The organism is Brenneria alni, from assembly GCF_003666245.1.
Taxonomy (GTDB): Bacteria; Pseudomonadota; Gammaproteobacteria; order Enterobacterales; family Enterobacteriaceae; genus Brenneria; species Brenneria alni.
In genome coordinates this window covers 13273-37719 of sequence record NZ_MJLZ01000010.1, presented here as the reverse complement: position 1 = coordinate 37719, position 24447 = coordinate 13273, and the positions used below count along the sequence as shown (strand labels likewise).

The window sequence follows — 24447 nt, the reverse complement described above, 5'->3', positions numbered from 1 at the left end:
ATCATCCGCGCTTCTCGTTTTTGCTATGCAAACATAGATGTGTTATCGCAGGTATGTTGTAATGCCCAATAATTGTAGGGAGGTGGCGCGTGATATCCGCCTCTGCGAACACCTCTATTCCGAGCGGAACATGCTCGAAAGCCTTGTTATGAATCACTTTGAGCGGATCTCCGGCATTAATCCGACACGCGTCAGAGGTCAGATACCACCGATCGCCGCCGGGTTCCTTAGCTGAGGAACCGCTTCCATGAATAAGCCTTGAAAGGAGTTCAGTCATATGAAATCGTTTCCGCATCAAGCCGCCAAGCGGTGGGCCGAGCTGGTTATAGTAGGGCTGGTTATTAGCTGGTTGGGCGGTTTAGGTTTAGGAAATTCGGTGCCTGCCGCCCGTGCGTCCACGAACGCCGCCATTGAGGTAGCCGGTCACGCCGAGCATCGCTGGACGGGCGTAGCGGTGCTGGCCAATGACAAGATCGTGGTCAATTTTCCGCGCTGGCAGCCGGAAACGCCTATTTCAGTCGGCCTGTTGGATGCCGTGAGCGGCGCTATCGCGCCCTACCCCAATGCCCAGACCAATGCCTGGGAACCGGGCCAGGGATTGGATCCAGCTACGTACTGGGTATGTGTGCAAAGTGTGGTCGCAGGCCCTGGCGGACATCTGTTTGCGCTCGATTCAGGCCGGATGCCGGGGGGACAGGTGGTGGCCGGAGCGCCCAAACTGGTGCGTATCGATTCTGTCACCGACACCGTGGTTCATACATATCTTTTTGATGAATCGATTGCAACCGAGGCGAGTTATCTCAACGACATCCGCTTCGACGCATCTGGCCGTTGGGGCTTCATCACCGATTCGGGTGCAGGCGCTCTGATCGTGTTGGATCTGCAAACCGGGCATGCCCGACGTCTGCTGGCCGGGCATCCGAGTGTGATGGCCGAAGAAATCGATGTGATGATCGATGGCGCCGCCTTCAGGCAACGAGGACAGCGGCCGCAGATTCATGCCGATGGCATTGCAGTGGACGGTATCCGCGGCTGGGTCTACTGGCAGGCGCTCACCGCTCGCACGCTCTACCGTCTGCCGATCGCGGCGCTGATCGACCCTGATCTTTCACAAAAGGCGCTTGCCGCCCGGATCGAACGCGTGGCTGAGGTAGGGCCTTCCGATGGTCTGGAGATCGATACCCAGGGCCGGGTCTATCTCACCTCGATCGAACACAACGCCGTCCGCCGCTGGACGCCCGACGGCGGCATCGAGATGGTAGCCCATCATCCGCGTCTGAGCTGGCCGGACAGTTTGGCCTGGGGACAGGATGGCTCACTCTATGTGACTGCGACACAAATCCATCGCGGCCCGGCGGCGCAAAAGCCTTTTGAGCTTTTCCGCATCCCGGCCGGGGTGGTGCGGGGGGAGTAAACAGCCGTCTCATTGGGGCTGCACTATCAGCCCACGAGATAATTGTCATCCCCGATGAGAAACGCATACTCACCCGTTGCTGCTTACCGCGCCGACTGGCTGGCAAAATAGGCTTTGATGCCAGCAAGAATGGATTCGGCTATCTGCTGCTGAAACTGGCTGGTACGTAATTTACGTTCTTCTTCAAGATTACTGATGAATGCCGTCTCGACCAGAACGGAAGGAATATCGGGGGCTTTCAGTACGGCGAACCCGGCCTGATCGACGCGATTTTTATGTAAGCGGTTCACCCGGCCCAGACGGGTCAATATTTCCGTACCAAACTTCAGGCTGTCATTAATGGTAACGGTCTGGACCAGATCAAACATGGCATGGTCCAGATAACGGTCGCCACTCATGCTCACCCCGCCGATTAAGTCCGATTCGTTTTGAGTCTGCGCCAGAAAGCTCGCCGCCGAACTGGTTGCCCCCTTTTTGGACAGCGCAAACACCGACGATCCCCTTGCCGCACGGTTGGTAAACGCATCCGCATGAATGGAAATAAACAGATCGGCCCGCTGCTTACGCGCTTTAGCAACCCGCACGCGCAAGGGAATAAATACGTCTTCATTACGTGTCATATACGCTTTCATATTGGATTCGCGCTCAATCAAGGTGCGAAGGCGGCGAGCAATTTGCAGCACAATATCTTTTTCGCGGGTTTTATTTTTACCGATAGCACCGGGATCTTCACCACCGTGACCAGGATCAAGCATGATGATCAGCGGACGATCGCGCCCGACTTTCCCGGCTTTAGGCGCCTCCGCTGGTAGCGTGCGTTCCAGATCGCCTTTGTTATAATCCTCCAGCAGCGCCAGCAATGGGTCTTCTTCATTGTCATACTTGCCGACATCCGGATAAAGATCCACAACCAGACGATGTTTGAATTCCGCGACAGGACTAAGCGTAAACAGCTTGGCGCTGGCGCCTTGCTTTAGTTCCAGTACCAGCCGCACCGTACTTTTATCAAACTGACCAATGCGGGCCTCTTTAATCAGCGGATCATTTTGCTGAAACTGAGCGGGAATATTCTTCAACACGCCATTTAAATGAATATCCTCAATATCCACCACGATGCGATCCGGATTGCTGAGGGTAAACTGCTTGTATTTAAGCGAATGATTTGATTCCAGCGTTACGCGAGTATAAGAAGAAGAAGGCCAGACGCGTACGGCAATCACCTGTGCGTCAGCAGCCATGCCAACCCCGCTTACACTTAATAGCCAGGTTGCCGCCGCGCTTTGTAACAGGCGCCGCCGAGTCAGATTGTGATTCGAGTAAGACATGCAACTCCGATCTGATTACTGTGTTATTGCCCGTTACGCGAAGCAAATAGCGGAAAATTGTCAAAAACTTTAACCAATCTCCCCTGCCATGTCATGCAAAAATCATTTTTATGCTTTACAGGCTTTATCTTCCAGGTACGAAGGGGATAAGTTTTAATTTACTCAGCCGGAATTTCCCCCGTTACTTACCCCTTGCCTTTTACCTGTCAAAGAATAAAAATACAAAAATTGCGAATAAAAATTCAAACAGGAGTCACCGTGAAGGAGCGTAGTACAGAACTGGTAGAAGGCTTCCGCCACTCAGTTCCCTATATCAATGCCCACCGTGGCAAAACCTTTGTCATCATGCTGGGCGGTGAAGCCATTGAGCATGAAAACTTCGCCAGCATCGTTAATGATATCGGGCTGTTGCACAGCCTGGGGATTAAGCTGGTGGTGGTTTATGGCGCTCGCCCTCAGATTGATAGCAACCTGACAACGCATCACTACGAACCACGCTACCACAAGAATATCCGCATCACGGACAGCACCACGCTGGAGCTGGTTAAACAGGCCGCCGGGATGTTGCAACTGGATATCACCGCCCGTCTGTCCATGAGCTTAAATAATACGCCGCTACAGGGCGCGCATATTAACGTCGTCAGCGGAAACTTTATCATTGCCCAGCCTCTCGGCGTGGATGACGGCGTCGACTACTGCCATAGCGGGCGTATTCGCCGTATTGATGAAGATGCTCTGCACCGTCAATTGAACAGCGGGGCGATTGTTCTGCTGGGGCCGGTGGCGGTTTCCGTCACTGGAGAAAGTTTTAATTTGACCTCTGAAGAAGTCGCCACCCAGTTGGCGATCAAACTGAAAGCGGAAAAGATGATTGGTTTCTGTTCTTCACAGGGTGTGATTAATGAAGACGGCAAGATCATTTCCGAGCTATTCCCGGATGAAGCGCAACAGCGCATCGAAGCGCTGGAGCAGCGAGGCGATTACCAGTCCGGCACCGTCAGATTTTTGCGCGGCGCGGTGAAAGCCTGCCGCAGCGGCGTGCGCCGCAGCCATCTGATCAGCTATCAGGATAATGGCGCACTGCTACAGGAACTGTTTTCTCGTGATGGTATAGGTACGCAGATCGTCATGGAAAGTGCCGAACAGGTGCGCCGTGCGACGATTAACGATATCGGCGGCATTCTGGAACTGATCCGTCCGCTGGAACAGCAAGGCATTCTGGTCAGACGCTCCCGTGAACAGCTGGAAATGGAGATCGATAAATTTACCGTCGCCGTGCGCGATAACCTGACCATAGCCTGTGCTGCGCTCTACCCTTTCCCGGAAGAAAGCATCGGTGAAATGGCCTGCGTAGCGGTTCACCCGGACTATCGCAGTTCTTCACGTGGCGACATGCTGTTACAAAGAATTACGGCCCAGGCCCGCCTGCAAGGGCTGAAAAAACTTTTCGTCCTGACCACTCACAGTATTCACTGGTTCCAGGAACGCGGATTTTTACTCGCTGAAGTGGAAATGCTGCCGAAGAAAAAACAGGAGCTATATAACTATCAGCGCCGCTCAAAAATCCTGGTGCTGGATCTGACCTGAGCCAATCAATTCACCCGTGGCGTTGAAGCCGCCACGGGCTTATTCTTTCGCTATTAGCGCCATGATTCGTTCAGCCAGACCACTGTGGCGCTGGGTCGGCGTTTTGACCGCCCGGCACAAAATCTTTATATCGGTATACAGCGACAAACGCTGACGAGCGCGGGTGATGGCGGTATAAACCAGCTCACGCGTTAATACCGGCAGATACTGATTCGGCAACACCAGGGCGGTGTGCTCGAATTCCGACCCCTGCGATTTATGTACCGTCATGGCATAAGCGGTGTCATGCGGCGGTAAACGGCTGGGCGCCACCGACTTGGTTTTTCCATTGGGCAGTTGGAAATAAACCCGCATTTCGCCCTTTTCACTCATCATGGCAATACCGATATCGCCATTAAATAATCCCAATACCGCATCATTACGTTCGATCATCACCGGGCGACCGATATACCAGCGATTGAGTGAATGGCGGCTGAGTTGGATCAGCCCGGCTTTATGTAACGCCTGTTCAATTCGCTGGTTAAGCCCTGCGACGCCAAATGGCCCCTCGCGCAGTGCGCACAATTGACGATAACGCTGGAAAGCCAGCAGCACCTCATCCGGGCTGGCGTCGGACGCAATGCGCTGTAGATAATCACGGTAGCCTGCAACACACTGCGCCAACATCTGCTGGTAATCTTCTGTCTCCACCAACGGGCGACAGGCGATATCGGTAAACGAGCCGTTCAAAACAGCAAGAACACGCCGGTCATCACCGTTATTCACCGCCAACGCTAATTGCCCAATGCCGGAATGTTGATCAAAGCGATAACTTCTGCGCAGCAAACAAATGCTGTCGGCCACTGTCATCCGGCTTTCAGGCCCCTTATCGTCGAGCTGACAGCCAGTCAACCGCTGTAGCTGTTGCGCTCTGGTATGGCTATACCCTGCTTCTGCAAAACGACAGATATCACCCAGTACCGCACCAGCTTCGACCGACGCCAGCTGATCGCGATCGCCCAGAAAGATAACTCGTGCCTGCTCCGGCAGTGCGGCAATCAGGTTAGCCATCATCGGCAGGTCAACCATTGAGGCTTCATCCACCACAAGTACATCAAGGTGCAACGGATTACCCTGATGATGACGCAAACGTTGGCTGTCTGGCACCGCGCCCAATAAGCGGTGAAGCGTGGTTGCTTCCTGTGGAAAACCGTCATGATGAGCCTGACTCAGCGAAAGGTTATTCAACGCCGCCCCCAGCGATTCGGTTAAACGCGCCGCCGCCTTACCCGTCGGCGCCGCCAGTTGAATACGTAACGCCGCCCCTGCGTTAAGCTGAATCAACGCGGCCAGCAGTTTGGCGACCGTGGTGGTCTTCCCCGTTCCCGGCCCGCCGGAAATAATGGCAATACGCCGGGTCAGGGCTACTGCGGCAGCAACTTTCTGCCAGTCGGTTTGGTTTTCGACAGAGGGAAACAGCGTATCAAGCACCACACGGATAGACGGCTCATTGACCGGAAGATCGTGATGTTCACGGGCAATAAACTGCGCGACCCGGCCTTCATTCTGCCAGTTACGCTGCAAATAGAGCTTTTGCTGTTGTAGCACCAGCGGCGCCGGACGATTGCCGTCACTGACCGCCGGGGAAGCCAGTAAATGTTGCCGCCACCCGGCGGCGTCCGGTTGCCCGGCGGCCTCCCAGAGTGATTGGGCCAGTTCGCGATCGCGTCCATCAAACAATAACGCAGGCTGTAAGCTATCCAGCGGCAGGCAGACATGACCAGCGCCAGACTGCGCACTCAGACAAGCCGCCGCCAACAGTAAATGGGGATGGTCGCCATCCGCCAGCATTCTGGCAAACTGGATATCCAATGGGCGCAGAAGCCGCCGCTGCAATGCCGTTTCGAGTAACTCAATCATGGCTGGCATCCTGTATCAGCGTCCCGTCAAACAACTGATCCAACCCGGCGACCAAGGCTTCCGGCGGGCGAAAATAAAACACCCCATTACCGGGATAACGCTCATCAACACCGCGCAGAAACAGATAAAATACGCCGCCAAAATGGCGTTCATAGTCATAATTGGCAATGCGGTGACGCAGGTAGCGGTGCAGCGCCAGACTATAAAGCTGATACTGCAAGTCATAACGATGCCCGACCATTGCCTGCTTCATGGCGCTTTGCGTGTAAGCGCTGGCGTCAGCCCCCAGCCAGTTGGATTTATAATCCAACAGGTAATACCGCCCCTCCCAGCAGAACACCAGATCGATAAACCCTTTCAGCATACCCTGAACCTGCTGAAACGACAGGGGCGGACACTGGGCGGACAAAGGATCATATTGCTTCGCCAGACGATCGAGCTGCACCGCCCGCATCGGCGCCTGAATCGGTAAATAAAACTGAAGCTCCGCCTGCTTATGCCGGGCGTCCAGCGCAGACAGGGTTATGCCCTCATCATTAAGGGATGTGGTTAAAACGGCGGTGATCCACTGTTGCAATACCGGATGCCAGCTATCCTCCAGCCCCTGCGCTTGCAGTTGTTCCGTCAGCCATGTTTCATCAACTGGCTGGGTAAAATCCAGCGTTTCAAACAGGCTATGTAAAAACGTACCGGGGCTAGCACCTCGTGGGAACGTGTGCGGGGTAAACTGCATTTCCTGCGCTTCCCGGCGTTCCCCCATTGCTTCAATATCCAGACGCGGCATCAGTTCCTGTACGGCGGAAGAACCGTGCTGCTGCAAACCGGAATAACTGGTCACCCGCCAGCCATCCCGCAACATACGTTCACAGCGGCGGGCCAGCAATTCAGGCCGGTCAGGCTCTCCGGGCCGCCAGGGAATGTCATCGCCAGGCCGTACCGGCGTTAATACCACACCGTCACCCACCATACCTTCAAGCTCCGCCACCAGCGTCGCCACATCCGCTTCTACTCCACGCTGGAGCAAATAACCCAGCGCGCTATGATGCATATCGCTGCTTTCGTCTTTCCTGCGCGTTCGCTGAAGCGGCGCGACGCCGACGCTACAGTGATAGATGGATCGGGTAAGCGCCACATACAATAAGCGTAAATCTTCCGCCAGACGCTCCTCTTCCGCCAGCACCTGACTTTCCTCACTGTTATGCAGATCCAGCAAGGCCTGATAGCTGTTTCTGTCGTGATAAACCCCTTGCGGTTGCACCCGGAAGTTACTGATGAACGGCAGCCAGACCAGCGGGTACTCCAGCCCTTTGGATTTATGGATCGTCACTATCTGTACCAGATGGCGATCGCTTTCCAGCCGCAGTTGCTGGTTCTCCGCCTGTGGGTTGGGCTGGGTGATCTGCTGCGACAGCCAGCGCACTAACGCGTGCTCGCTATCCAGTGCCGATGAGGCATCCTGCAATAATTCACCGATATGCAGAATATCGGTCAACCGGCGCTCGCCATCGACGCTGGCAAGCAGATTTTCCGCCAGTTGATGGCGGCTCATTAAGGCGCGCAGCATGGGCAATACGCCACGTTGACGCCAGAGCGCACGGTAATCAGCAAATTCATCAACCAGAGCATCCCACACCGCTTCACTGCGGCCTAAGGCATCCACCGCCTTTGCATCCAGCCCCATCAGGGATGTCGCCATTGCACTGCGTAATGTCCTCTCCTGCTCCGGCGTCAGCACCGCCTGCAACAGCCACAGGATGTCGCGGGCTTCCGGCGTGGCAAATACGCTGTCGCGGTTGGAAAGATACACCGACGGGATCGCCAGCTTGCCAAGCGCATCCCGTACCAGCGCGGCTTCATGGCGGCTGCGCACCAGGACGCTCATATCAGACGCCTGTACCAGACGCCGTGCGTTACCGGTTTCCAGCCAGGCCTCATTCCGCTGGCTGGCGACCAGCCAGTCGCGGATCTGCGCGGCACATTGCCGAGCCATTAGCTGCTGATAGTCACCGACGCCCATCGGCGTGGTTCCTGTCAGCCACAACTGAAGCGCAGGCTGCGGCTTGCCTGCCACATTAAAAACCAGATCGCGCTTCGCTGCCGCAGGCTCGACGGCAAGAAACGGAATGTCTTTAAAGATAAAAGGATGGTCAATACGTTGAAATAAACGGTTAACGCCGCGCACCATCTGGTGTGACGAACGCCAGTTGGTATCCAGCGTGTAATGAGCGCTCACCTCGGAACGGGCGCGCATATAGGTGAAAATGTCCGCGCCACGGAAGGCATAAATCGCCTGTTTCGGATCGCCGATCAACAGCAGACCACATTGCGGCTGACCAACATACAGCCTGCGGAAAATCCGGTATTGCTGGGGATCGGTATCCTGAAATTCGTCGATCATCGCGACAGGATAGCGTTCCCGAATGGAGCCCGCCAACTGTTCACCAGCGGGCTGCTGCAACGCTTCATCCAGCCGGCTCAGTAAGTCATCAAACCCCAGTTCTGCCCGCTGGCGTTTTTCCTCCCGCACCGAGCGGCGAATTTCACTCAACGCCCGCACCATCACTAAATCACGCAGGGATAGCGAGGCGCGGAGCAACCTGTCTGTTGCCTCAAATATGGCATGTACCGGCGGTTCACCTTTTTTGGTTTTTTCCGCCAGCGCCTGTTGGCTGAATCTGTCCAGCTCTTTCGGTAACTGATAATCCTGTGTTGGTTGCTCCGCCCATTGGGTGACTTTCTGTAACCAGTTAGGCAGATGCTTACTACTGTAGCTGCGTTTATCCACGCCGGAAGCACTAATCAGCGTTGCCAGATCCGCCGAGGCGGTCAGCCATTGCTGCTTAAACGCATCAATCATTGAAATAATTTTCTGATGGCGGCTTTGCAGGGTTTCATCTTCCTGAGGAGGAAAACGCAAAACGGGCGTTTCGCCCTGCAAGTAAGGCATCAGGTCAGCCAGCAGACTCTCTGGCCCACTCCACTCCAACCCCACGACGCGTGCCACATCCACCGGCAGAGGATAACAATAGCGACGCCAGAAATCGGCGCAGGCCTGACGGCGCAATGGCTGTTCATCTTCTATCAGCGCCTGCTCAAACAAAACGCCGGACTCAAAGGCATTGGTGCTTAACGTCCGCTGACAAAAGCCATGAATGGTATAGATGGCGGCTTCGTCCATCTGCCGTTCGGCGGCGAGCAAGGTATCGGCGGCGTCGGTATGCTTGGGGATCTCGGCCAGCAGCAAGGTAAGCAGCGGATCCTGACTTTCCCCGCGAATACAGGCGATACGCAGTGCGTGGATCCTCTCACGGATACGCTCACGCAGCTCTTCCGTGGCAGCTTCGGTAAACGTCACCACCAGAATTTCCTCTACCAGTAATGGCCGTGGATAAGCAGACTGATGTCCCAACCCGAGCAGCAGACGTAAATAAAGTGCAGACAGGGTGTAAGTTTTCCCCGTCCCTGCCGACGCCTCAATCAGCCGCTCCCCCAGCAGCGGCAACGTCAGGACGTTTAATGATTGTGGCGCAGCGTGCTTCATTTTGGCTCATCCTTGCTGACTGGCGCGCCTGTATCCGGGGAAGGCTGCTGCGTAGACTCAGGAGTGGCGCTCATCGCCGGCGCTTGTTGCAATGGCAACGTTTTCTGCAACGAAGAGGCATCAGCATAGGTATGCCAGCCCCGTGGGGCAGCATACTCCAGCTTACCATGATGACTGCCGGAGATTTGCGATAACACCGCCAGTCCTTCAGGTTTCAGCGCCTGATGGAAAAAATCAGCCAGTTGCGCTACCGTCAACCGCTTAATTTCAGCAATGAGCTTCTCACGGGTATCAAACGCAAAATTTTCCCGATCCAGATCGTTGGTAAAGCGCCCGACCTCTTCATCCAGCGTTTGTGGACGCTGACTGAGTTCATTAATCACCCCTTGTTTGTACTGAGCGAAATCTTCAGCCTTCATTTCACGCAGCCGGGTTTGCGCTTTTTGATAGAAGTCCTGATAGCGCGGATACAGATAGGCAGGCTGTTTACTGTTACTTTGCAGCAGGAAACCCACGCCCCATTGACGCCCGACGGATATCGGGAAGGCAAATACCGCATAACCAAGCTGCTCTTCCGTTCTTAACTGGTTGTAGAACCAGGGCTGAATAATCTGCCCCAGCACCGAGCTAAAGGCCATACTTTGAATTTCGCCGTATCCTGTCGGAACATACACCGCCGCCAGCGCAGAGTCGGTGCTGCTGCCCGGACGTTGCAGATTGGCCAGTTGCGTTTTATCGATCTGAACATCATCGCTACGCCACAAGGTTTCTCCGCCACTGTTTAAGCGGGTCTTTAACGTCTGCGCCAGTTCCGTCACCCGTTCAGGCCGTAAATTACCTACCACCAGCATTTCTGGCGTCGCTTTTTGCAGTAGATCCTGCCGGTAACGCGCAACGTCCTGCAAACTGATATCTTTCAACAGATTGCGGCGCTCGGAACGTTCAGTATAAGGCACCTGCGACAGCGCCTGTATTGGCTGCATGGCTTGTTCAAATGCTTTGGCTTTTTCTGCTGACGCCAACTGTTCCAGATACCATGATTTTGCCTGCTGAAACTGCTCTTCGGTTGAGGTGAAAGAGGAATAGCCGTCCACCAGCGCCAATAAAAGCTGAGGCAAATGCTGGGTAAAACCATTGGCGTTGATCACCAGGCCATCATTGCTGGTGGTGGAAAAACTGATGCCGCCAACTGATGCCTGATAGCTCAACTCATCCAACGCCAGCCCGGCCAGATAGTCATTCAACGCGAACAAAACCTGATTGCGGGCCGTGCTGCGGGCCTCTTTATTGCGCAACAACAGCGTGATATCCGCTTTTGGTTCATCCGCGAAATAGCGGCTGGGCATATACAACACACGTAACCCCGGCTGTTGCAACAACATTTTCGGATGCGTAATGCCGGTATCCGCTTTGATCAGGGAAAAATCATCCGGGATGTAGGGGTTGATTGCGGGTAATGTCAGTGAAATTTTCTGCTCCAGTTTTTGCCACCTGGAAAAAGTTTCGGCGGATACCTTTTTGACCTCATAAGGCGCACCAACAAAATAAGCGACTTTGTTATGTGGTTCATTCGGGCTGATGATCCAAATACGGGCGTTCTGCGGGGTCATATAATCCAGCCGCTCGGCAATCGCTTGCGGATCGTATCGGTCGGCCAAATACACAGCATCCAGCGTATGTTCGACCGGCACCCGCAACATGGTATCCACCAGCCACTCAATATAATCCATATCGCGGCTGATAGAGGGATAGCGAAAGTCCAGATCCAACACATGGGCTATCTCATCAAAATAGCGCTGCTGGATACCTTCCCGGCGCACCAGTTGCAGGTAATTGAATATTGCCGCGATAACTTCATCGCGCTGTGCCAGCCCTTTATCCGTTAACGATGCCGAAATCGTAAAGACGCCGCCATTACGATCGATAACCGGGTCCGAGCCTGCGCCAATTGATTCAACCAACCCCTCTTTCTGCAACCAGTCGGATAGCGTGTTCTGGCTGCGGTTGCCGATCAGATAGCTGATATAAGTATCCGTTTTGCTGCGGAATGCCTGGCTGTTGTCTGCCACCCGGAACTCAATCCGCAACTGTTTGCGTGGTTGGGCCGGAACATAATGGATCATGATGCCGCGCTGTTTTTCGGTGGTTACCGGTACGGTAATGGGTGCGACGCTGGCATCATGATTGGCGATGCGGCCAAAAGTTTCCGCTGCCAGCGTTGCCAGCGCCGCTAAAGGCCGATTACTGTAAATCACCCCTTTCATCAGGTTGGCCGAGTAATAACGCTGATAAAACTTCACTAATTCGTCATGCAGCTTGCCGCCTGGCTTATCGCTCAGGGTATCAAGATTACCGCCGGAGAATCGCGAGCTGGGATGCGCCGGATTTAATGTCTCGGCCCCCACCTGCGCCATACGATGACCGTCTCGGGAGCGGGCCATAGTCATTTCCGCATTCACCGCATGACGTTCCCGATCGGCGTTAACCGGATCAAGTAAGGGTTCAGCAATGGCGTCCGCCAGACGATCAACCGCCGGTTGCAGCGCATCATTTTCAACTTCCAGATAGAACGCCGTACGATAAGACGCAGTGCTGGCATTGTGGCTGCCGCCGTGCTTTTTCAGGAATTCCGCCAGGGCCTCCGGTTGCGGATAGCGTTTGGAACCCATCAAAACCATATGCTCAAGATAGTGCGCCAGACCTAACTGGTTATCGGGATCTTCCAGTGATCCTACCGGTAATGCCAGCGAGGCCAGAGATTTCGTTGCCTGCGGATCGGAAACCAACAGCACGGTCATCCCGTTATCCAGTTTTATCGCCTGATACTGACGCGGATCCTTCTCACTTTTACGGATAGTTTGAGCCAGAGGCAGCCAACCTGTCTCAGCCCAACTCAACGGAAGCCAGAGCGTGAATAAAAAAAACAATCCGGTAATCCAGACAAACTGCTTACGCATGTATTTCTCCATAGCCTTTCAATCGATTTTCATATAAATCAAACCAGATTAGAACGGATCGGCGGCAGTAACCAGGTTTGCGCCGCGTCGATAACCTCATTCATACGCCTTTCATCCAACTCACGGACAATCCGTTGCAGGTAGTAATCTTCTCCCTCACCCATCATGCCCATATTGCCCTGCCAGGCCTGTAGCAGTTTGGCGCACGCCTTGCTTTGCGTTTCCTCATCCCATTGAATACTGTCACTTTCACGGTTATAGCACTGGGTTAACCACGCGCTGCCCGACTTATTCAGCAGCAATAACGGTTTATTCATCCCTTGCTGATAGCCTGCCAGCATCAGTTGCAGATATTCCCGCGCCTGCTCTGCGGACATGGAGGCAAAACGCCAGACGGTTTTTTCACGCCCGAGCATCCGACTTTCCCCCTGACCGCCAGTCAGGCACCAGGCCAGATGCTCCAGCCACAGGGTAATGCCGTCCGTCATTGACAGTTTTCCCGGTCGCCAGCGCAACAGCCCATCATGCTGCACCTGGCCCACCCAACCGCTGAGGCGCACGCCATCGAGCCGGATATCCACTTCCAGATTGCCCGCCTTGCCCGGCGCCAGCTCTTCGCGTATACGTTCAGCCAGATCTGACATTTCCTGTTGCTGGGCCTGCCAGTAAAGCTCACCGAACGCACCATACGGCAGCCCGCCTGCCGCACGGACACGTCGGTACAACCGCTCAGGTTCGCCCTCTGCTATCAGGGTATTCAGCAGTTCGGTATTCAACTGATAGCGGCTTAAGTTATCCACGGTGAAGGGCTCTTCATCAAGCAGCTCATCATTTTGCAGCATGAAATTCACGCCCAGCCGCAATTGGAAGAAAGCCCGGATCGGGTGGCGGTAAAAGCGCTTCAGATCGTCCAGACTGATATCGGTATAACGTTCCAATGGCAATTTCTGATCAAAATCAGGCTGCGATTGCCCCTGTCTGCTTGCCGCCGCCAGCCATTCTGCCGCAAAGCTTATCGGCGCCGGGGGGGTAAAGTTTTTCGCGTCAAACGGCATACGGCTATGTTCGTGACACAAATGGCGTGCGACACGTTCCGCACTGGTATCAATGTCGCAATCTTTGTCTTGCGGCAGGTAATAGCTTTGCGCAATGTACTCAACCAATTCGCTGACCAATACGGAAGGATAACGACGGGTATTATCCTGTATCGAGCGGCCAATATAGCTGATGTACAGTTTGTGCTGCGCCGAAAGCAGCGCTTCCAGAAACAGATAGCGGTCGTCATCACGTCGGCTGCGATCGCCACGTTTAATTTGCCGCCCCATCAGATCAAACCCAAGCGGTGGCAAAGTCCGTGGATAGACGCCGTCGTTCATTCCCAGCAGACACACTACTTTGAATGGAATGGAGCGCATTGGCATCAGCGTACAGAAGTTGATGGCGCCAGCCAGAAAGCGTTGACTGAGCCGTTCCCGATCGAGCCGGCGGGAAAGCTCGTCACGCAACAGCGAAACCGGTACAAGCTCCGGGTAACGGGCAGCGGTTCCCATACCGATGATGTGTTGCCACTGTTTTTCGATCAGCGTCAACGCCGCTTCCGTGTCACTGTCTGCGTCAAAAAAAGTATCAATCAGCTGACGACATAAAGGCAGCCATTCAGCCAGCGTACGCGATTGCTGCAAACGATGCCGCCACCGGTTAAGCTGCATCAGCAGTTCAGCCAACTGACCGGCAAGCTCGGCAACCAAACCGCTGGATTCGTCATAAGGCAGCACTCCTTGCCAGTCACCGGCATTGCTGTCCATGGCATAGCCCAGCAGCATTCTCGTCAGCCCAAAACGCCAGGTATGCTGCCCGGTTGCCGGCAGCATTAACTCACGCACATTGTCATCATCCAGCCCCCAACGGATACCGGACTCCACCACCCACAGGCGCAAACGCCGCAACCCTTCTTCCCCAATGCCAAAACGGGCCGCCAGTGCCGGCACTTCCAGCAAAGCCAGCACCTGTTCGGCGGTAAAGCGGCTGTTGGGCAAATCAAGCAGACTAATCACCGCCGCTAATGCAGGGTGGGCATGTCGCGCCCGCTGATCGGAAACGGCAAAAGGCAGATAACGATCTTCTGCTGCATTGCCAAACACCGCCTGAATAAACGGCGTATAGCTGTCGATATCCGCCATCATGACAATAATGTCGCGGGGCGTAAAATCCGGGTTGTCGGTCATCATGGCAAGCAGTTGATCGTGCAATACTTCCACTTCACGCTGCGGGCTGTGACAGGCGTGCAAATCAATGGAGCGATCATCAGGTTCCAACTGACGTTTTTGCGTACTGGTTTCCAGAGCGGCTTGACTGCGCGCCACCACGCCATGATCTTCCAACTCCAGGATGTCGCGCTGTATTGTTTGCAGCAGGTTATCGCCATCCAGATCAACAAAAGCGTCCACCTCCTGCACATTATCCAACTCAGCCAGCAGATAAAGATGATCGCGGCCTAACTTCCCCCAGGAGGACAGCAGCGGGTTATTCACCCACTGCTCACCTTCAGTGTTAAACAGTGAATCAGCCTGTTGCGGATCGCGGAACAGTGGGCGGTAATCAGCAGGCTGTGTGTTATCCCGACAGTACAACTGTCGATTGCGGGTTTTCAGCCTGGCCAGAAACTTATAATCCTGAATGTCACTCCAGTAATCGCGACAGGGATTGGTAAACAGCAAGTGAACATCAATATGCCGGGCCAGCGCCCGCAGCGCCTGCAAGTATATCGGCGGCAAGGCAGAAATACCGCAGATAAATACCCGCGGCGGTAACCCGGCGGGACAGGTTTTCGCCTGCTCCAGCTTTTTGATAAAGCGCTGGTATAGATTGGCATGATGCCACTCAGGCTGGCCCAGCTTACGGGTATAATTCAGCAGCGCACACCATGATGCGGCCTGCCACGGCTGGTTGCCCCCCAGTGAGTCAACCTGTTTTCCCTGTTGCCACAGGTTGATCCACTCTGGACGATAAATCAGATATTGATCGAAAAGATCGGCGATGCGCCCGGCGAGCTGGTGACGTTTACGCTGGTCGCCATCATCCTGTAGATAATGACGCAATGGAGCAAAATCAGCTTGTTCCAGCAGTTCAGGCAACAGATGCATCAATTTCCAGGTCATCGAATCTTTACTGAAAGCACTTTCTTTCGGTATATCAGCCAGAACATGACGGCACATATCCCACAGAAAAACGCCGGGCAGAGGAAAATGAATATTGGCGGCAATACCGAAATGTTCAGCCAGCTCAATCTGTAACCACTGTGCCATACCGGGGCTTTGCACCAGAATGATTTCCCGCTGAAACGGATCTGGCAGCGGCTGACGTTTCATCAGCTCGACCATCAGCCGTTTTAAGATATCCAACTGATTTGAATGGTACACCGTAAACATTCTGGCTCCTGTCCTGCTGCTTGTACTTTATGGTCCGTTACGGATTATGTCGCATGGCGGGGGTGGTTGCCGTCTGACAAAACCAACGGGTGAGCTGTGCCTGATAATGTCGTGGCGTGATTACCGTTGCAGTCGCCCTGCGGCAGTCCGCACTCTGCGCCTGTTCCAACAGATTGAGCTGCCACCCACTTCCCAGCGCCGGAGCCATTGCATGGTACTTCATTCCTGCTTCATACGCTTCCAACTGTTGGGCAGCCAGCCGCCACGCCTGGCGCTGCTGCCATTGATGCTGGAACGACTGTTGCAACACCTGATGATATTGCAACAGCCCAAGCAGCGACACAGCAAACAGTAATACTGCCGCCAGCGTTTCCGGCAGGCTAAAACCATGCTGCTGAAACGACAACTCCCCGAGTGCCTTATTCTGAGTCAGCACAGCGTGCGCTATCCTTATCTGGACAAAAGTCCAGCCAACCCTGAGACACGAGCTGGATCCTGGTACGCTCTGACGCTGACGTTAAGAAGGCGACTCGCTGATACAACACCAGCGAACTCGGCTGCGTGGGGATCTGCCCCTCGCCGCGCAATAGCCACTGCACACCATCGGAAGCCTTTCTCAGACAGGCTTTCAAATTTTCCGTGGCTCGTCTCTGACATTGCCAGCCTCCTTGCGTATCATGCCAGCGAACACTCATTGCCCAGTTCAGAGAGGACAACGCCTGATTAAATGCCCGCAGGTAGTGACGTTCATCATTTCCCATCCGTACTGCCGCATCAAGCTGACGCTGTAAGCCGGACATTAGCAACAGCCCAACGATGGCTATCAGCATAACCATCACTAACGTACCGCTGCCAGACTGCGAGGTTGTTTTCATTGATTGCGGCCCACGATCAGACGGGTGATGTTCCGCCGAATAACCGGATTTTTAGTCCAGTAACCTGCCAGTTGCAACTCATACAGCATAGCGCCTGAGCGATCGACCAGACGTCGCAAACGGAATTGCGTGAGTATCACTTCCCGTGGATCAAAGAGTTTCTCCCAGCGGTCGCCCTGGCAATTGTGCGCCCCGCTTTGAATTTCCAATGCGCCGGAACGCAGCCGGTAGCCAAAAGATTCGGCATCCTGCTGCTCTCCACCATCCCAAACGCCGTTAAGGTTCAAATCGTACGATACATTGAGGCAGCTTTGCGCCATTTCTCCTGGATATTCCCCGATGCTGATTGCCCGCCCCTGACACTCTCCGGCGCAAAAACCGGCCCGGCGAAGATCTTTTTCAATACCGAAGACAACCTGGTTGAATAGCTGTTCCAGCCGGAAATACTGGGCGCTGTTCTGGCTTTGCGTGCGCAGTATCGGATAGAGCTGCGCCGCAGACAGCATAATCAGGCTGCCCAGACTTAATGCCAGCAGGATCTCCGGCAGCGTGAATCCCTGCTGCTGCGCTTTTAACATAGGGGGATCGCCAGAACCGGCTGCGCTTCGCTGCACAGGCGCATACGGCCCCGTACGGAGATCACCAGCCGCAGCCTCCCGGCCGAATTCATCAGCGTAATGTGTCCGGCCTGCGCCGCATTGCGCAAACCGTAAAAAGCAAAAGTATCGCGGGTATACGCTGACACGGCGATATCTTTATTTGCACGCATAAATTGCCGCCCGTTGTCTTCACAGCACACATTACCTTTGCCGCAGCTTACTCTCTCACTGCCGCCGCCCACTCCGTCGTTCATGCACCAGTATTCATCTTGCCGCATCAGCCGTACCATTCGGGTTTCATTAAGCCGATACGCATTGGCCTGAACCCGGTTTAAAAAATCCAGCAGTTGCTTTGCCCCCTGTTCCAGGCGCAACGCCTGTTGATAACCCGCCCAGGTATGCAGACTGCCGCCAGCCAATAGCGCGACTATCGTCAGAACCACCAATAATTCCAGCAAGGTAACCCCCCGCAGTTGTCGATTTACGATTTTCATGCAAGCAGTGTAGGAATTTTATTGAACAAATACAGAGCATTAACAACGTTATGCGTGAAGATACGCAATGTTTTATTGCAACGATGCAACAACGGAGAAACGATGCGGGAAGAGAGGAAAAACGTGCGAAAAGCCGGGAAAAAAGGCCACGAAAGCGGCCCATAAACTTATCAACATCAAATAGCGACAGGAGCTTTAATTGCCGGATGCGGATCGTAGCCTTCGATTTCAAAATCTTCAAAACGGTAATCAAACAGCGTGTCGGGGCGACGTTTGATTACCAGCTTTGGCAAGGCGTGCGGTTCACGGCTTAATTGCAGGCGCGTTTGTTCCATATGGTTGTTGTAGAGATGGGTATCGCCCCCCGTCCAGACAAAATCCCCGACGTCCAGATCGCACTGCTGCGCAACCATGTGCACCAGTAATGCATAGCTGGCGATATTGAAAGGCAAGCCAAGGAATATATCGCACGAGCGCTGATAAAGCTGGCAGGATAATTTACCATCGGCAACGTAGAACTGAAAAAATGCATGGCACGGCGCCAGCGCCATCTTGTCCAACTCACCCACGTTCCAGGCTGAAACAATAATGCGACGGGAGTCAGGATCCTGTTTTAACTGGGTAAGCACCGTTTTCAGTTGATCAATCTGACGCCCGTCGGCTGCCCCCCAGGCACGCCATTGTTTGCCATAGACCGGGCCAAGATCGCCGTTGTCATCGGCCCATTCGTCCCAAATACTGACTTTGTTGTCATGCAGATAAGCGACATTGGTATCCCCTTTCAGGAACCAAAGTAGTTCGTGAATGATTGAGCGCAAATGGCAGCGTTTGGTGGTTACCAGAGGAAAACCTTGCTGTAAATTGAAACGCATCTGATGACCAAAAATCGACAGCGTACCGGTGCCGGTGCGATCGGCTTTCGGTGTCCCTTCCTCGAGCACTTTTTTCATCAGATCCAGATACTGTTTCATATTACCTCACCACGGATATTAAAGAATTACGGCTGACTATTGCTGCACTGGCTGACGACGATAGGCCCAGACCATCATCAGAATTCCGGCTATCACCATCGGCATCGACAAAATTTGCCCCATACTGAGGATATTGCTGAATAACCCCAGTTGCGCATCCGGCTGGCGGAAAAACTCTACAATAGAGCGAAAAACGCCATAGCCAATCAGGAACAACCCGGAAACACTGCCCATTGGGCGCGGTTTACGAATAAACAGATTCAGAATGATGAACAAAACCACGCCTTCAAGCAGCATTTCATAAAGCTGAGACGGGTGGCGCGGCAGAATACCGTACTGATTAAAAATCGCCTGCCATTGCGGATTACTGGCAGACAACATCAGATCTTCGCTGCGTGAACCGGGGAATAACATCGCCCAGGGCGTATCCGTGGCGACGCGTCCCCAGAGTTCACCATTGATGAAGTTGCCCAGACGGCCAGCCCCCAAACCAAAGGGGATAAGCGGTGCAATAAAATCAGCCACCTGAAAGAAGTGACGTTTGGTCCGGCGGGCAAACCACAGCATCACGGCGATCACACCGATCAGACCGCCGTGGAACGACATTCCGCCATCCCAGACTTTGAATAAATAGAGTGGGTTATCCAGAAACGACTGGAACGCATAGAACAACACATAGCCCAGACGACCACCGACAAATACGCCGAGAAAGCCCATATACAGCAGGTTTTCAACTTCGTCTTTGGCCCAGCCGCTGCCAGGTTTGTTGGCACGGCGCACCGCCAGCCACATGGCAAACACAAACCCAACCAAATACATCAGTCCATACCAGTGCAAAGCCACCGGACCAATTGAAAAAATCACGGGATCAAACTGAGGAAACGCCAGGTAACTCGTCGTCATCGTTCACCACATATTTTGTTGTATTGTCCCCGGCGACTAGGCCAGAAGGATAACAGGGCAGGAATACGTTTGATTCTTTCCTGCAAACCGCGGTGGCGAATCATAGCATAGCGCGCCGAATCCGTTGGTTATCCGGGTGGGAAAAGTTCTGTAAAATATTTTTTTTGCGCAAGCGTAGCGGTAAAAGAGCGGCAACGTGGCGCAACCATTGGGAAAATAATTAACGCCCGCCGCGTATCAGCCCACCCAGCCCGCGATCTTCGATGAAGATAGATGCCCACTGCCTGACTTCACTGGCGCTCTGGGCTTGCAGCAATTTTTCAACCAAAGTCCGTACCTCGGGTAAATCGATCTGGCGCAACAGGTATTTAATCCGCGCCACGCTGCGGCCATTCATACTGAGCGTGCGATAACCCAACCCCAGCAGCATTAATGCGCCCAGCGGTTCCCCCGCCATTTCACCACACACAGAAACCGCGATATGGTGCCGCTGGCACTCGATGGCGATGATATTCAACGCCTGCAACATCGCCGGATGCAGGCTGTCATACAGAGAGGCGACATGAGCGTTATTACGATCCACCGCCAGTAGATACTGGGTAAGATCGTTGGTGCCCACGGAAACAAAGTCGACGCGTGCAGCCAGATGCGATAACAGAAAAATCATCGATGGCACTTCGAGCATAATGCCGATACGGGGTTTGGGTTGAGGGAATCCCAGCAGCTCCTCAACTTCACCTGCCGCCTGGCCAATCAGACGGCGAGCCTCATCAATCTCATCCAGACTGCTTACCATCGGCAACAGAATATTCAGATTGCCGATATGCGCATTCGCCCGCAGCATGGCGCGAACCTGAATTAAAAATATTTCCGGCTGATCGAGGGTAATACGGATGCCGCGCCAGCCAAGACACGGGTTCTCTTCACTGATTGGCAGGTAAGGCAATGGCTTGTCTGCGCCAATATCCAACGTACGCAACACCACCTGACGCGAGGGATAAAGCTGTAACATGCTCTGATATTGGGCCATTTGTTCATCTTCAGACGGGAAGCCGCTCTGCATCATAAAGGGGATCTCAGTTCGATACAGCCCTACGCCATCAACCTGATTAATGAAAAGTTTTTCATGCTCCGCGCTTAACCCGGCATTCAGCATCACGTCAATACGCTCGCCGCTTTTCAATACGGCCGGGCGTTCCATGTCACCTTCCGCTAAACGGGTCAGCTCATTTTCCTCGATCAACAGGCGCTGGTATTCCTGCACCAATACCGGTTCAGGCTCCACCAACAACTCACCGCGATAGCCATCGATAATCAGCAACCTCTGATGAAGCAGTTCAGGCTGAATATCCGCACCGACCAGAGTGGGGATCCCCATGGCCCGCACCAGAATAGCCGCATGAGAATTTGCCGCGCCGTCGAATACCACCACCCCCGCCAGCCGCTCCGGCGGTAGCTCCGCCAGCAGTGTTGCCGTCAGTTCATCGGCAACCAGAATGAAGCGTTCAGGCCACTGCCCGATACTTTGCGCATTATCGTCAAGATGAAACAGCAACCGCTGCCCTAAGGCGCGTAAATCGCCGGCGCGCTCGCGTAAATAGGTATCCTGCAAGTTGGCGAACTGCGCGGCAAAACGCTCAATCACCAGTTTGACCGCCCACTGCGCCGCGTTACCGGCATCCACTTCCTGAAACAGTTCACGCTTAAGGCGAGCGTCATTGAGTAGATGAGAATACAGATCGAAAATGGCGGCGCTCTCTTTTTGCGCACTGGCGCTGAAGCGTTTGCTGAAGCGCCGAAATTCTGCCGTTGCTTCCTCTAATGCCTGCATTAGCCGGGAACGTTCTCGCTCACTATCCAGACTTGACGCCGGAAAAACCTGATCCAGAGAAGGCTGACTGCAATCCTGCCAGCCGGGAGCGATCGCCACGCCGGGCGAGGCCACCAGCGCTTTAATTCGCGCCTGACGGTATTGACCAAACAAGGTTTTAATCTGCGACAGGGAAAGAATGGCCGCCATCTGCGTAGCCAGCGTAACCATGAACGACTCTTCGTTTTTATCAAACTGTCGGTGTTCACGCTGCTGTACCACCAAAACCCCCAGCAACTGACGGCGATGGATAACCGGCACGCCCAGAAAAGAGCGGAAATGTTGCTCTTTTACCGCCGGAATATATTTGAAACTGGGATGCTTACGGGCATCCGCCAGATTAATCGGCTCTGCCCGTTGCCCCACCAGACCGACCACCCCTTGCCCAAATGCCAGCGTGACGATACGCCCACGCGGTTTTTTTAACCCACGCGTGGCCATCAGGTAGTAGCATTGGTGATCGTGATCGGCCAGATAAATTGAACAGACTTCCGTGTCCATTGCCTGGCAGGTTTCATTGACCAGAATGTCCAGCGCATCATTAAGGCGGGACGCCGCCGCTACTTTTTCGACAATTTCTCGCAAGCGCGTGAGCATGATGAGCTGAATTACCCTCTCTTTCGTCGGAAGCCAGACGACGACGCCGTCCGCACCGCAGCATTCTCCTGGAGTTGTATCACCGGGCTGATAAATTCTTTCATAACCCGACGATAAACATCACGTTTGAAAGAAACGACCTGGCGCACCGGATACCAGTAACTGACCCAGCGCCAACCATCAAACTCAGGTGTGCCACTGCTTTGCATATTGATATCTGACTCATTACACATTAACTGTAGCAGAAACCATTTTTGCTTTTGGCCGATACATACCGGTTTTGTATCCCAACGCACCAAACGTTTTGGTAATTTGTAGCGTAGCCAGTTGCGGGTAAATGCCAGAATACGGACATCTTTTTTCTTTAGCCCCACTTCTTCAAACAGTTCACGGTACATCGCCTGTTCTGCACTTTCACCGGGATTTATTCCCCCCTGGGGAAACTGCCAGGAGTGCTGACCGTACCGACGAGCCCACAAGACCTGCCCCTGCCGATTACAAATTACAATACCAACATTCGGGCGGTAGCCATCATCATCGATCACCGGACTACCTCGATAGACTTTAAATGCAAAGATAACCTGATTGTTTCACACTCCCGGCAGACGGTAAACCACTGCTTGGGACAGTTATCCTTCTAATAAAATGAAGATAACCCACAGATAGCGACAAAGTTATAAACATGTAAAGTCCGATATTGCCGGTTTATTCACTATTTCTGTGGACATCTTTGTGCAGAACCCATGAAAAAGGGAGTAAAACTTATTTCATTCCGGGAGGGAACTTTTTAGATAATGAAAAAATAACTGTTTTTTTTCATAAAATTAAATCAATTTTTAATAGCGAAACCAGCCTTGAAGATCCTGGTGTAATTATTATCGCCCCAATGCTGGCGAAAGATCGTGCTATGTTGATTTTATCCACAGATGATGAGGTCACATCAGACAAAAAACAGGCAAAAACAGCAAAACCCTCGCTCGTCAAGGCTGTAAATCAAACCAGTAATTCATCTTTATGCAGGTTATCCAAGAAATCTGTGGATAAGCTGGTGTAAGATCCTGTTCATTGTTAGTGTCTACAGGTGCACAGATTATGAAATATGATGAGGCGCTCATTATCAAAATGAAAAAAAATCTCTATGAATCATGCTATTATTGATTTCTTCAACAGCTTCTCCGACTGTGCGTTAATGTTGCTCAACCGTTGTGTTTTTTTTGAGCGGGAAAAATCAGGCTATATACCTTATGAATTCACCATCCGTTCTCACTGCGCCGCCGCATAGTGAACACGAACTGTGGCTGCGCGCCCAATCGCTTGCCGGCTATAATCTGGCTGAACTGGCAAACATTGCACAACTGCCGCTGCCGGCAAACCTGAAACGGGATAAAGGCTGGATTGGCTTACTGCTGGAACGTTTTCTGGGAGCCAGTGCGGGCAGTAAGCCCGAGCAGGATTTCCCCGATATCGGTATTGAGCTGAAGACTATTCCCATTGACGAGCAAGGCAGGCCATTGGAAACCACTTTTGTCTGCGTGGCGCCGTTAACCGGCAACAGCGGCGTCACATGGGAAAGTAGCCACGTCCGCCACAAACTGGCGCGGGTATTATGGATCCCGGTGGAGGGCTCCCGGCATATTCCTTTGGGCGAACGCCGCATTGGCGCGCCGCTTATCTGGAGCCCCAGTCAGGAAGAGGAAGAGCAGTTACGCCGTGACTGGGAAGAGTTGATGGACTTGATTGTGCTGGGACAGGTTGAAAGTATCACCGCACGTCATGGAGAGGTGCTGCAATTACGTCCCAAAGCGGCAAATAGCCGGGCCTTAACAGAGGCGATTGGTGAATTTGGGCAACCGATTCAAACCTTACCCCGTGGGTTCTACTTAAAGAAAACGTTCACCGCTCCCTTGTTGGCGCGCCATTTTCTGCTGTAATCAACCACACTTTCGCTTGCCTGTTCGCTTATCTGGCGGCGTATAATACTGTTCAC

At 53.5% G+C, this 24447-nt stretch carries 17 protein-coding genes; 4 read left to right on the top strand and 13 right to left on the bottom strand.

Annotated features, from left to right (window positions below):
* Positions 1 to 277 precede the first annotated feature (277 nt).
* Positions 278 to 1414, top strand: a complete 1137-nt coding sequence (locus BIY29_RS06520; RefSeq protein WP_121574345.1) for an SMP-30/gluconolactonase/LRE family protein — start codon at positions 278 to 280, stop codon at positions 1412 to 1414.
* An 83-nt stretch (positions 1415 to 1497) separates the two neighbouring features.
* Here BIY29_RS06520 and amiC read toward each other — a convergent pair whose 3' ends face one another.
* Complete coding sequence (amiC, locus tag BIY29_RS06515; RefSeq protein ID WP_121574344.1) at positions 1498 to 2739, bottom strand: N-acetylmuramoyl-L-alanine amidase AmiC; 1242 nt, start codon at positions 2737 to 2739, stop codon at positions 1498 to 1500.
* 258 nt (positions 2740 to 2997) lie between these two features.
* On the opposite strand from amiC, the gene argA reads away from it, so the two are divergent.
* Entirely contained in the window at positions 2998 to 4326 is a 1329-nt protein-coding gene (gene argA / locus BIY29_RS06510; protein WP_121574343.1) for an amino-acid N-acetyltransferase, read from the top strand.
* A gap of 39 nt (positions 4327 to 4365) precedes the next feature.
* Here the strand turns inward: argA and recD are convergent, their stop codons facing one another.
* From recD to rppH, 12 genes are all read right to left on the bottom strand, one after another.
* Positions 4366 to 6225, bottom strand: a complete 1860-nt coding sequence (gene recD / locus BIY29_RS06505; RefSeq protein WP_121574342.1) for an exodeoxyribonuclease V subunit alpha — start codon at positions 6223 to 6225, stop codon at positions 4366 to 4368.
* Positions 6218 to 9766, bottom strand: coding sequence for an exodeoxyribonuclease V subunit beta (recB, locus tag BIY29_RS06500; RefSeq protein ID WP_121574341.1), 3549 nt, complete (start codon positions 9764 to 9766; stop codon positions 6218 to 6220). Before recB ends, recD begins: the two co-directional genes overlap by 8 nt.
* Positions 9763 to 12723, bottom strand: coding sequence for a pitrilysin (gene ptrA, locus BIY29_RS06495; protein ID WP_121574340.1), 2961 nt, complete (start codon positions 12721 to 12723; stop codon positions 9763 to 9765). Before ptrA ends, recB begins: the two co-directional genes overlap by 4 nt.
* Before the next feature lie 38 nt (positions 12724 to 12761).
* Positions 12762 to 16151 (bottom strand): exodeoxyribonuclease V subunit gamma, encoded by a 3390-nt coding sequence (gene recC / locus BIY29_RS06490; protein ID WP_121574339.1) that lies wholly within the window; start codon positions 16149 to 16151, stop codon positions 12762 to 12764.
* A 37-nt stretch (positions 16152 to 16188) separates the two neighbouring features.
* On the bottom strand, positions 16189 to 16587 hold the full coding sequence (locus BIY29_RS06485) for a prepilin-type N-terminal cleavage/methylation domain-containing protein (protein WP_420808409.1): 399 nt from the start codon (positions 16585 to 16587) through the stop codon (positions 16189 to 16191).
* On the bottom strand, positions 16571 to 17026 hold the full coding sequence (locus BIY29_RS06480; protein WP_240630003.1) for a YgdB family protein: 456 nt from the start codon (positions 17024 to 17026) through the stop codon (positions 16571 to 16573). Before BIY29_RS06480 ends, BIY29_RS06485 begins: the two co-directional genes overlap by 17 nt.
* Complete coding sequence (locus BIY29_RS06475; RefSeq protein WP_121574338.1) at positions 17023 to 17604, bottom strand: prepilin peptidase-dependent protein; 582 nt, start codon at positions 17602 to 17604, stop codon at positions 17023 to 17025. Before BIY29_RS06475 ends, BIY29_RS06480 begins: the two co-directional genes overlap by 4 nt.
* Positions 17598 to 18119 (bottom strand): prepilin peptidase-dependent protein, encoded by a 522-nt coding sequence (locus tag BIY29_RS06470; protein WP_121574337.1) that lies wholly within the window; start codon positions 18117 to 18119, stop codon positions 17598 to 17600. The genes BIY29_RS06475 and BIY29_RS06470 overlap by 7 nt, the downstream gene beginning before the upstream one ends.
* A gap of 176 nt (positions 18120 to 18295) precedes the next feature.
* Positions 18296 to 19090, bottom strand: a complete 795-nt coding sequence (gene thyA / locus BIY29_RS06465; RefSeq protein ID WP_121574336.1) for a thymidylate synthase — start codon at positions 19088 to 19090, stop codon at positions 18296 to 18298.
* Between the two features lie 36 nt (positions 19091 to 19126).
* Positions 19127 to 19993 carry a prolipoprotein diacylglyceryl transferase gene (gene lgt, locus BIY29_RS06460; protein ID WP_121574335.1) on the bottom strand — a complete coding sequence of 289 codons (867 nt, stop codon included), beginning with the start codon at positions 19991 to 19993 and terminating at the stop codon, positions 19127 to 19129.
* A 220-nt stretch (positions 19994 to 20213) separates the two neighbouring features.
* Positions 20214 to 22460, bottom strand: coding sequence for a phosphoenolpyruvate--protein phosphotransferase (ptsP, locus tag BIY29_RS06455; RefSeq protein WP_121574334.1), 2247 nt, complete (start codon positions 22458 to 22460; stop codon positions 20214 to 20216).
* Positions 22461 to 22471: 11 nt separating this feature from the next.
* On the bottom strand, positions 22472 to 23005 hold the full coding sequence (rppH, locus tag BIY29_RS06450; protein WP_121574333.1) for an RNA pyrophosphohydrolase: 534 nt from the start codon (positions 23003 to 23005) through the stop codon (positions 22472 to 22474).
* Positions 23006 to 23190: 185 nt separating this feature from the next.
* On the opposite strand from rppH, the gene BIY29_RS20175 reads away from it, so the two are divergent.
* Positions 23191 to 23514 (top strand): hypothetical protein, encoded by a 324-nt coding sequence (locus BIY29_RS20175; protein ID WP_170158891.1) that lies wholly within the window; start codon positions 23191 to 23193, stop codon positions 23512 to 23514.
* Positions 23515 to 23704: 190 nt separating this feature from the next.
* Positions 23705 to 24391 carry a DNA mismatch repair endonuclease MutH gene (gene mutH / locus BIY29_RS06445; protein WP_121574332.1) on the top strand — a complete coding sequence of 229 codons (687 nt, stop codon included), beginning with the start codon at positions 23705 to 23707 and terminating at the stop codon, positions 24389 to 24391.
* Positions 24392 to 24447: the final 56 nt, after the last annotated feature.

Bases quoted from the DNA above. Each gene is read 5' to 3' on its own strand.
- BIY29_RS06520 (WP_121574345.1), top strand. From the start codon at position 278: ATGAAATCGTTTCCGCATCAAGCCGCCAAGCGGTGGGCCGAGCTGGTT.
- amiC (WP_121574344.1), bottom strand. From the start codon at position 2,739: ATGTCTTACTCGAATCACAATCTGACTCGGCGGCGCCTGTTACAAAGC.
- recD (WP_121574342.1), bottom strand. From the start codon at position 6,225: ATGATTGAGTTACTCGAAACGGCATTGCAGCGGCGGCTTCTGCGCCCA.
- recB (WP_121574341.1), bottom strand. From the start codon at position 9,766: ATGAAGCACGCTGCGCCACAATCATTAAACGTCCTGACGTTGCCGCTG.
- ptrA (WP_121574340.1), bottom strand. From the start codon at position 12,723: ATGCGTAAGCAGTTTGTCTGGATTACCGGATTGTTTTTTTTATTCACG.
- recC (WP_121574339.1), bottom strand. From the start codon at position 16,151: ATGTTTACGGTGTACCATTCAAATCAGTTGGATATCTTAAAACGGCTG.
- BIY29_RS06480 (WP_240630003.1), bottom strand. From the start codon at position 17,026: ATGAAAACAACCTCGCAGTCTGGCAGCGGTACGTTAGTGATGGTTATG.
- BIY29_RS06475 (WP_121574338.1), bottom strand. From the start codon at position 17,604: ATGTTAAAAGCGCAGCAGCAGGGATTCACGCTGCCGGAGATCCTGCTG.
- BIY29_RS06470 (WP_121574337.1), bottom strand. From the start codon at position 18,119: ATGAAAATCGTAAATCGACAACTGCGGGGGGTTACCTTGCTGGAATTA.
- thyA (WP_121574336.1), bottom strand. From the start codon at position 19,090: ATGAAACAGTATCTGGATCTGATGAAAAAAGTGCTCGAGGAAGGGACA.
- lgt (WP_121574335.1), bottom strand. From the start codon at position 19,993: ATGACGACGAGTTACCTGGCGTTTCCTCAGTTTGATCCCGTGATTTTT.
- ptsP (WP_121574334.1), bottom strand. From the start codon at position 22,460: ATGCTCACGCGCTTGCGAGAAATTGTCGAAAAAGTAGCGGCGGCGTCC.
- mutH (WP_121574332.1), top strand. From the start codon at position 23,705: ATGAATTCACCATCCGTTCTCACTGCGCCGCCGCATAGTGAACACGAA.